This is a genomic window from Streptomyces sp. NPDC059853, from assembly GCF_042731495.1.
Classification (GTDB): Bacteria; Actinomycetota; Actinomycetes; order Streptomycetales; family Streptomycetaceae; genus Streptomyces.
The window spans coordinates 1-8,034 of record NZ_JBHWJL010000246.1 but is presented as its reverse complement, the minus strand read 5'-3'; the positions used below and the strand labels follow the sequence as shown (position 1 = coordinate 8,034).

9 protein-coding genes are annotated in these 8,034 nt (G+C 72.6%); 3 read left to right on the top strand and 6 right to left on the bottom strand.

Going from position 1 to position 8,034, the window contains the following annotated elements:
• Nucleotides 1-138: 138 nt before the first annotated feature.
• The 3 genes from ACFV5N_RS21420 to ACFV5N_RS21410 all read right to left on the bottom strand — a co-directional run bounded on the left by ACFV5N_RS21420 (nt 139) and on the right by ACFV5N_RS21410 (nt 3,419).
• Complete coding sequence (locus ACFV5N_RS21420) at nt 139-1,416, bottom strand: glycoside hydrolase family 18 protein (RefSeq protein ID WP_385602190.1); 1,278 nt, start codon at nt 1,414-1,416, stop codon at nt 139-141.
• Nucleotides 1,417-1,527: 111 nt separating this feature from the next.
• Nucleotides 1,528-2,226 carry a response regulator gene (locus ACFV5N_RS21415; protein ID WP_385602188.1) on the bottom strand — a complete coding sequence of 233 codons (699 nt, stop codon included), beginning with the start codon at nt 2,224-2,226 and terminating at the stop codon, nt 1,528-1,530.
• Nucleotides 2,223-3,419 (bottom strand): sensor histidine kinase, encoded by a 1,197-nt coding sequence (locus ACFV5N_RS21410; RefSeq protein ID WP_385602185.1) that lies wholly within the window; start codon nt 3,417-3,419, stop codon nt 2,223-2,225. The genes ACFV5N_RS21415 and ACFV5N_RS21410 overlap by 4 nt, the downstream gene beginning before the upstream one ends.
• Before the next feature lie 267 nt (nt 3,420-3,686).
• Between ACFV5N_RS21410 and ACFV5N_RS21405 the strand changes: the two genes are divergently transcribed.
• Nucleotides 3,687-4,265 carry a hypothetical protein gene (locus tag ACFV5N_RS21405; RefSeq protein WP_385602182.1) on the top strand — a complete coding sequence of 193 codons (579 nt, stop codon included), beginning with the start codon at nt 3,687-3,689 and terminating at the stop codon, nt 4,263-4,265.
• Between the two features lie 90 nt (nt 4,266-4,355).
• On the opposite strand, the gene ACFV5N_RS21400 is transcribed toward ACFV5N_RS21405, so the two are convergent.
• The 3 genes from ACFV5N_RS21400 to ACFV5N_RS21390 form a co-directional block, all read right to left on the bottom strand.
• The gene (locus ACFV5N_RS21400; protein WP_385602179.1) at nt 4,356-4,928 is read right to left on the bottom strand and encodes a cob(I)yrinic acid a,c-diamide adenosyltransferase; all 573 of its coding nucleotides are present in this window, start codon (nt 4,926-4,928) and stop codon (nt 4,356-4,358) included.
• Between the two features lie 17 nt (nt 4,929-4,945).
• Nucleotides 4,946-5,701, bottom strand: coding sequence for an ABC transporter permease (locus ACFV5N_RS21395; protein WP_385602176.1), 756 nt, complete (start codon nt 5,699-5,701; stop codon nt 4,946-4,948).
• 62 nt (nt 5,702-5,763) lie between these two features.
• Nucleotides 5,764-6,552, bottom strand: coding sequence for an ABC transporter ATP-binding protein (locus ACFV5N_RS21390; protein WP_385602174.1), 789 nt, complete (start codon nt 6,550-6,552; stop codon nt 5,764-5,766).
• Nucleotides 6,553-6,633: 81 nt separating this feature from the next.
• Here ACFV5N_RS21390 and ACFV5N_RS21385 point away from each other — a divergent pair, with 81 nt between their 5' ends.
• Both ACFV5N_RS21385 and ACFV5N_RS21380 read left to right on the top strand, forming a co-directional pair.
• Nucleotides 6,634-7,308 carry a TetR/AcrR family transcriptional regulator gene (locus tag ACFV5N_RS21385; protein ID WP_385602171.1) on the top strand — a complete coding sequence of 225 codons (675 nt, stop codon included), beginning with the start codon at nt 6,634-6,636 and terminating at the stop codon, nt 7,306-7,308.
• A 195-nt stretch (nt 7,309-7,503) separates the two neighbouring features.
• Nucleotides 7,504-8,004: a GNAT family N-acetyltransferase gene (locus tag ACFV5N_RS21380; protein ID WP_385602168.1), complete on the top strand. Its 501-nt coding sequence runs from the start codon at nt 7,504-7,506 to the stop codon at nt 8,002-8,004.
• Nucleotides 8,005-8,034 lie beyond the last annotated feature (30 nt).

Sequence of the window (8,034 nt, the reverse complement as noted above, 5' to 3'; positions counted from 1 at the left end):
GCCCACCCACCCACCCAAAGGAGCCCCGGCCGCGGCCGGCCGGCGCCGGGATCCGGCACGCGCGCACGGTGGACGGCGCCCGGCGGGGCCCGGCCGGGCGCCCTTCCGGGCGCCGGCCGTGCCCCTGGTGGCGGCGGGTCAGCTCAGACCGGTGTGGATGGCGTCGACGAGGGCGCCGTCCGCGCTGTCACCGGAGAACTCCCAGAAGAAGGCGCCGCCCAGGCCCTGGTCCTTGGCCCAGGCCATCTTGTCGGTGACCGTCTGCGGGGTGTCGTAGCTCCACCACTGGCTGCCGCAGTGCGCGTACGCGGTGCCGGCGATCGTGCCGGTGGCGGGGCAGTTGGCGGCGAGCACCTTGTAGTCCTCGATGCCGGCCTCGTAGGTGCCCGGTGCGGCGCCGGTGGCGGTGCCGCCCGGTGCGGCCTGGCTCACGCCGGTCCAGCCCCGGCCGTAGAAGCCGATGCCCAGCAGCAGCTTCTCGCTCGGTACGCCCTGGGCCTTGAGCTTGCTGATGGCGTCGGCGCTGTTGAAGCCGTCCTGCGGGATGCCGTCGTAGCTCTCCAGCGGGGAGTGCGGGGCGGTGGGTCCGGTGGCCGCCCAGGCGCCGAAGAAGTCGTAGGTCATCACGGCGAGGTAGTCGGCGTACTCGGCGCCCCGCGCGTAGTCGGCGGCGTCGATCTTGCCGCCGTCGGAGGCGTCGGCGGTGATGGCCGCGGTGACCAGCTGGTCGCCGAAGACGCCGCGGAACGCCTGCATCATGTCGCCGAAGACGGCCGGGCCCGAGTCGTCGCAGCTGTCGCCGCAGGCGTTGGGGTACTCCCAGTCGAGGTCGATGCCGTCGAAGACACCTTCCCAGCGGGGGTCGTTGACCAGGTTGTAGCAGGACTGGGCGAACCGCTCGGGGTTCTGCATGGCCTCGCCGAAGCCCTTGGACCAGGTCCAGCCGCCGAAGGACCACAGCACCTTGAGGTCCGGGTTCAGCTCCTTGAGCTGGCGCAGCTGGTTGAAGTTGCCGCGCAGCGCGCCGGTGTCCCAGCTGTCGGCCTCGCCGGAGACGGACTCGGCGGCGCTGTAGAAGCGGTCGTAGGCGGCGTAGGAGTCGCCGATCGTACATTCGCCGTTCTGGACGTTGCCGAAGGCGTAGTTGATGTGGGTGATCTTGTCGGCCGAGCCGGAGTCCACGATGTTCTTGACGTGGTAGTTCCGGTCGTAGACGCCCCACTCGGCGAAGTAGCCGAGCTTGACGTCACCGGCCGTGGTGGTCACTTCCTGGGTGGGGGTGGCGCTGGTCTCCTGGCCGGCCTGGGAGGTGGAGGCGAAGGCCAGCATGCCGCCGAGCGGCAGGGCGAGGGCCGCGGTGATGGCGACGGCCTTGCGCTTGGTGCTGTTCAGGGATCGGTGTAGCCCCTTGCTCACGGGTCGCTCCTTGGTGGGGGAGAGGTGGGGGGAACTGAGCAGGGAGCGTAGAGAGGTCTGGACCAGTGGTCAATGGGGTCCGTACCAAGGAAAGCCGGGCTTGCGACGGCCTTAAGGCTGTGTTGAGGACGGCGGGTTCGGTGAGGCGGACGGGCCCGGGCGGACCCCCGCCTCCTGGGCGAGCACGGCGGCCTGCACCCGGCTGCGCAGGCCCAGTTTGCCGAGCAGCCGGCTGACATGGGTCTTCACGGTGGCCTCGGCCAGCGACAGTTCGGTGGCGATCTGCGCGTTGGAGCGGCCCGCCCCGAGCTGGGCGAGCACATCGCGTTCGCGGGGGGTGAGCGCGTCCAGGGCGGCGGCGTCGGCGGCCGGGACGGACGGTGCCCGGCTGGAGCGGGCGAACTCGCTGATCAGCCGCCGGGTGACGGCCGGGGCGATCAGCCCCTCGCCCGCGTGCACGGTGCGCACCGCGTCGATCAGCACGGTGGCCTCGCTGTCCTTGAGCAGAAAACCGGCGGCACCGGCCCGCAGCGCGCCGAAGACGTACGCGTCCAGGTCGAAGGTGGTCAGCACCAGGACGTCCGCGATGCCCTCGGCGGTGATCTCCCGGGTCGCCGAGACCCCGTCGAGGCGCGGCATCTGGATGTCCATCACCACGACGTCCGGGCGCAGTTCCCGGGCGAGCCGGACCGCCTCCACCCCGTCGCCCGCCTCACCCACCACCTCGATGTCCGGGGCGCTGCGCAGGATCAGCACGAGTCCGAGGCGGACCGCTGACTGGTCCTCGGCGATGACAACCCGGATGGTCACGGGGCGGGGTTCCCTTCGGTGAGCGGAATGCGGGCGAGCACCTGCCAGCGCCCGCCGTCGTCCTCGCGCGGGCCGGCGCTGAGCGTACCGCCGAGCAGCGCGACCCGTTCGCGCATCCCGGTCAGCCCGGCGCCCGACCCCGGCGCCCTGGGGCGGCCGCCCGCGTGGCCGGGCGCGGCGTACGGGCTGGTGACCCGCACCGTCAGCGCCTCCGCCTCCCGCCGCAGCCGGACCTCGACCTCGCCGGGCGCGGCGTGCTTGAGCGCGTTGGTCAGGGACTCCTGGACGATGCGGTAGGCGGCCAGGTCCACCGGCGCGGGCAGCCGGGGGCCCTCGTCCGGCCCGGTGTCGGCGGTGATGCGCAGCCGGCCCGCTGCGCTGCGCTCGGCGCGGGCGACCAGCGCGTCCAGGGAGTCGAGACCGGGCAGCGCCTCCGGGCCGGAGTCGGGGCCCGGGGTGCGCAGGATGCCGATGAGGCGGCGCATCTCGGCCAGGCCCTGGGTGCTGTTCTCCCGGATGACGGTCAGGGCGTCCCGGGAGGCGGCGGGCTCGTCCAGGGTGAGGGCGGCGGTGGAGTGGATGGCGATGGCGGACAGGTGGTTGGCCACCACGTCGTGCAGCTCGCGGGCCATCCGGGCGCGTTCCTCGGCGACGGCCTGCACCCGGTCCATCTCGGCGAGCAGCGCGGTCTGCTCGGCACGCAGTTGCGCGTTGGCGGCGGATTCGCGGTGGCCGCGCACGATGGCGGCCGTCCAGGCGGGGGTGGCGGTGACGGCGGCGGCCAGCACCCCGAGGATCAGCGCCTGCGGATCCCGCAGCCACACCAGGGACCCCACCGTGACGGCCACCGTGAAGGCGACACTGGCGCGCAGCACCAGCCGGCTCAGCCGGGCGCCGCCGTACAGCACGGCCGCGTACACCGCGTCCGAGTACATCAGCAGCACCGCGAGCAGCCCGCTGAAGAGACCGTCCCAGATCACCGCGACGGTGCCGATGGCCAGGCACCAGCCGGGGGCGCTGCGGCGCAGCAACTCGGCGCCGCACATCACGAGCAGCCCGGCGAGGGCGATCGGCGAATAGGTGCCGACGCTGATCACGGAGAACACGTCGTAGCCCACGCCCGTCAGGCCGCCGAGCAGACCGGCGACCGCGATGCCGATGTCGTAGCGGTGGGGGCGGACACGTGCGGGCATGGAACCATCTCAGCATGTCCGGAGGCGCGGGACGGTGTCGCGGTCCCGCGCGGAGGGTGCGGATCATGGTCGGGGCGGGACCGCCGCCCCGGCGGGCCCGGTGCTGCCGCGCCGGGCGGGCCGGGTGATCTTCGCCGCCCGCGACCGCCCGCGCCGGCCCGCGCCCGTACATCGAAGTGTGTAGGGCGCCGGGGTGGATCTCGTCTCCGGTGACGACGCCGGGGCGCGCGGCGGGCGGCAGGCTGGAGGGGTACGGAGGGAGCCCCTGTGATTGTCTCGCTGATCATCGGCGCCGAGATCGCCTTCTGGCTGGTGCTGGCGGCCGGTCTCGCGGTGCGGTACGCGCTGCGCAGGCCCCGGGCCGGTGGCGTGCTGCTGCTGTGCGTGCCGCTGATCGACCTGGTGCTGCTCACGGCCACCGCGCTCGACCTGCGCGGCGGCGCCGAGCCGCAGTGGTCGCACACCCTGGCGGTGCTGTACCTCGGGTTCACCGTGGGCTACGGGCACTATCTGATCCGCTGGGCCGACGGCTGGGCGGCGCACCGCTGGGCGGGTGCGCCGCGTCCGGCCAAGCCGCCCCGGTACGGCTGGGCCAGGGCCCGGCACGAGTGGCGGCTGTGGCGGCTGACCCTGGTGGGGATGGGGGTCTCGCTGGTGGTGGCGCAGCTGATGATCTGGCTGATCGACCACCCGGGGGCGGCCGACACCCTGCGCGGCTCCCAGCTGGCGGCCCTGCGCATCCTGGGCATTCACGGGATCATCGCGCTCAGCTACACGGTCTGGCGCAAGAACCCCCCGGCGCCCGCCGCCCCGGCCGCGGAGCGGCCCGGGACACCGGTGGGCTGAGCGACCACGCCCCCTCAGGCGCCCGGGTACGGGCGGTCGCGGCGGGGGAGAGGCTGCGGGCCGTGTAGCGGCCGGCGGCCCCTGGCCGGTTCAGCGGTTCTCGCCCGGCACCCACAGCACGTCGCCCTGCTCCTTGTTGGCGGTCCTGGCGAGGATGAACAGCAGGTCGGAGAGCCGGTTGAGATAGGTGGCGGTCAGCTCGTTCATCGTGTCGCCGTGCTCGGCCAGCGCCGCCCAGGTGGAGCGCTCGGCGCGGCGGACGACCGTGGTGGCCTGGTGCAGCAGCGCCGCGCCGGGGGCGCCGCCGGGGAGGATGAAGCTGCGCAGCTTCTCCAGATCGGCGAGGAAGCGGTCGCAGTCCGCCTCCAGCCGGTCGATGTAGCTCTGCTGGACGCGCAGCGGCGGGTGTTCGGGGTTCTCGACGACCGGGGTGCACAGGTCGGCGCCGACGTCGAAGAGATCGTTCTGCACCCGGATCAGCACGGCGCCGACCTCCTCGGGCAGCGCGCCCAGGGCCAGCGCCGTTCCGATCACCGCGTTGGCCTCGTTGGCGTCGGCGTAGGCGGCGATCCGCAGATCCGTCTTGGCGGTGCGGCTCATGTCGCCGAGCGCCGTGGTGCCGTTGTCTCCGGTACGGGTGTAGATCCGGGTGAGATTGACCATGCGGCCGAGACTAGCGCTCAGGCACCGGCCCTGGTGAAGAGGCGGGTGCCGAGGGTGAGGGTGACGGCGGACAGGGCCAGGGCCACGCCGGTGCCCAGCAGGAGGGTGCCGTCGCCGTAGTTGCCGACGAAGGCGGCGCGGACGGCCTCGACCAGGTAGCGGAACGGCACGGCGTGCGAGATGACGTTCAGCCAGGTGGGGGCGAGGGCCATCGGGAGCAGGATGCCGGAGAGCAGCATCATCGGCAGGTTGATGGAGTTGATGACGGGGGCGAACTCCTGCATGGTCGTGACCCGCATGGCCAGCGCGTAGGAGAGCGAGGCCAGCGAGATGCCCAGCAGGCCGACGAGGACGAAGCCGATGAGGACGCCGAGCACGGGGGCGCGCAGTCCGAACAGCAGCCCGGCCGCCACGATCAGGCAGGACTGGACGAGCAGTTGGAGGGCGTCGCGCAGGATGCGGCCCAGCAGCAGGGCGAGCCGGCTGACGGGGGTGACCCGCATGCGTTCCACGATGCCGAACTGCTTCTCCATGATGATGCCGAAGCCGGCGAACGCGGCGGAGAACAGTCCGAGCTGGATCAGCAGGCCGGGGACCAGGGTCTGCCAGGAGTCGCCCTCGCCGCCCAGCGGCAGGTCCTGGAGCAGGGGGCCGAAGAAGGCGAGGAAGAGCAGCGGCTGCATCAGCCCGAAGACGACGCTGATCCGGGAGCGCAGGGTCTGCCGCAGGTAGCGGTGGAAGATCAGTCCGGTGTCCGAGAGCACGGTGGACATGGTGGGTACGGTTCCTGTCTGGTGTGGGCGCGGTCGGGGTCGGGGCGGGGGTGTCGGTCCGGTCAGACGGCGACGGGGGCCGGGTCCCGTTCCGGCTGGGGGCCGCGTCCGGTGATGGCGATGAAGGTGTCCTGGAGGCTGGCGCCGGGGGAGCCGCCGTACCGGGTCTTCAGCTCCGCGGGGGTGCCCTCGGCGGCGACGCGTCCGTCGTCCACCACGATCAGCCGGTCGGAGAGGGCGTCCGCCTCGTCCAGGTAGTGCGTGGTGAGGAAGATCGTGGTGCCGTCCTCGGAGCGGAGGCGCCGGATCAGGTCCCACAGATCGGCGCGGCTGCCGGGGTCGAGCCCGGTGGTGGGCTCGTCCAGGAAGAGGACGCGCGGGCGGTGGGTGAGCGCCATGGCGATGTCCAGGCGCCGCCGCTGGCCACCGGAGAGGGCGGCGCACTTGCGGTCCAGGAGGTCCGTGAGGTCGAGGTCCTCGGCCAGTTCGGTGACCCGGGCGCGAGCCTCGGCCTTGGAGAGCCGGTAGAGCCGGGCCTGGAGGGTGAGTTCGTCGCGGACGGTCTCGTGGGGGTCGGTGCCGCCCGACTGGGCGACGTAGCCGATCGCGCGGCGCACGGCGGCCTGCTCGGTGGCGAGGTCGTGCCCGGCGACGGTGGCGGTGCCCCGGGTGGGGGCGAGCAGCGTGGTGAGCATCCGCAGGGTGGTGGACTTGCCCGCGCCGTTGGGACCCAGGAACCCGAGTATCTCGCCGGGTTCGACGCTCATGTCGATGCCGCGTACGGCGTCCACCGTGCCCTGTTTGGTGGTGTAGGTGAGGGCCAGGTCGTGTGTGGTGAGGATCGGTGCCATGCCGGACACAAAAGCAGAGCCACTGAAAAAATGCAATCGCCCCAAGTTTTAAGTTGGTCAAGGAACCTTTAGGATGGCGTCATGGCCGGGCTCAGGGAACGCAAGAAGCAGCAGACCAGGCAGCACATCTCCGACGTGGCCACCGGGATGTTCCTGGAACGGGGCTTCGACGAGGTGACCGTGGCGGAGGTCGCCGAGGCGGCGGACGTCTCCGTCAACACCGTCTACAACTACTTCCCGGCCAAGGAGGATCTGTTCCTGGACCGGCAGGAGGAGATCATCGACCACCCCTCCCTGCTGGTGCGCGAACGCGCCCCGGGGCAGTCCGCCGCCGAGGCGGTGCTCGGCGCGATCCGGCAGGAGATCATCAGCCGCAGCGCGCGGATCGGCATGGCCGAGGGCATGGGCCGTTTCATCCAGGTGATGTTCGGCTCCGAGTCGCTGCGGCGCCGGATGATGGAGATCAACCAGCGGACCGGGGAACGCCTGACCGAGACGCTGCGGGAGGCGGCGGGCGCCGACGAGCGCGACCACCTGCCCGATCTGATCGCCGGCCAGTTGTTGGCCATCCAGGCGATGATCTTCCGCACCGCCGGGCACGGCATGATCGAGGGGCGCCCGCTGGACGAGGTCGCGGACCTGGCGCTGGAGAAGCTGGACGCCGCCCGGTCGCTGCTGTCCGAGCGGCTGCTCGACTACGCGCGCCGCCCGGCCCGCCCGGACATGCCGCAGGGCGGCACCGGCGGCACCGGCTGAGCGGACGGACGCCGCCGGCTGTGTATCCGCCGCGTCAGGCGGCGCGGGCGGCACCGGTGTTCGCCGGGCATGGGCTGACGGACCGCACGGCGGTTGACGAGGAGCGAACGCCACCGTGGTCATCGGCACGCGGTAGCATGACGGCAGCGTGCGAGCCTCCCGGCCGGTTCTTCTCCGGCCGGGAGGCTTTCTTTCATGACAGACACACCTGATGTGCGCGTGCGCCGCGCGGGCGCCGACGACTTCCCCGTGCTGGAACGACTGTGGCCGCTGTTCCGCCACGACCTCTCCGAGGTGCGCGGTCAGCTTCCCGACCCCGACGGCACCTTCCGCAGCGACCGGCTGACGGCCGCGTTCCGCGACCCCGGCTGGGCCGCCTATCTGGCGCTGCGGGGGGACCGGCCGGCCGGCTTCGCCCTCGTCCGGGCGCTGGAGACCCCGGTCCGGGTGCTCAACGCCTTCTTCGTGGTACGCGGCGCCCGCCGCTCCGGCGTGGGGACGACCGTCATCCGGGAGGTGGTGGCCCGGCACCCGGGGCGCTGGGAGATCCCCTTCCAGGACGACAACCACACCGCCGCGCGGTTCTGGCGCCGGGTGGCCGGTGAACTGGCCGGCCGGGACTGGACCGAGGAACGCCGCCCGGTCCCGGGCCGGCCGCAGTCTCCCCCGGACACCTGGATCGGTTTCACGGTCTGAGGCGCCAACGCGCCGTGGCCGCCCCCGGGG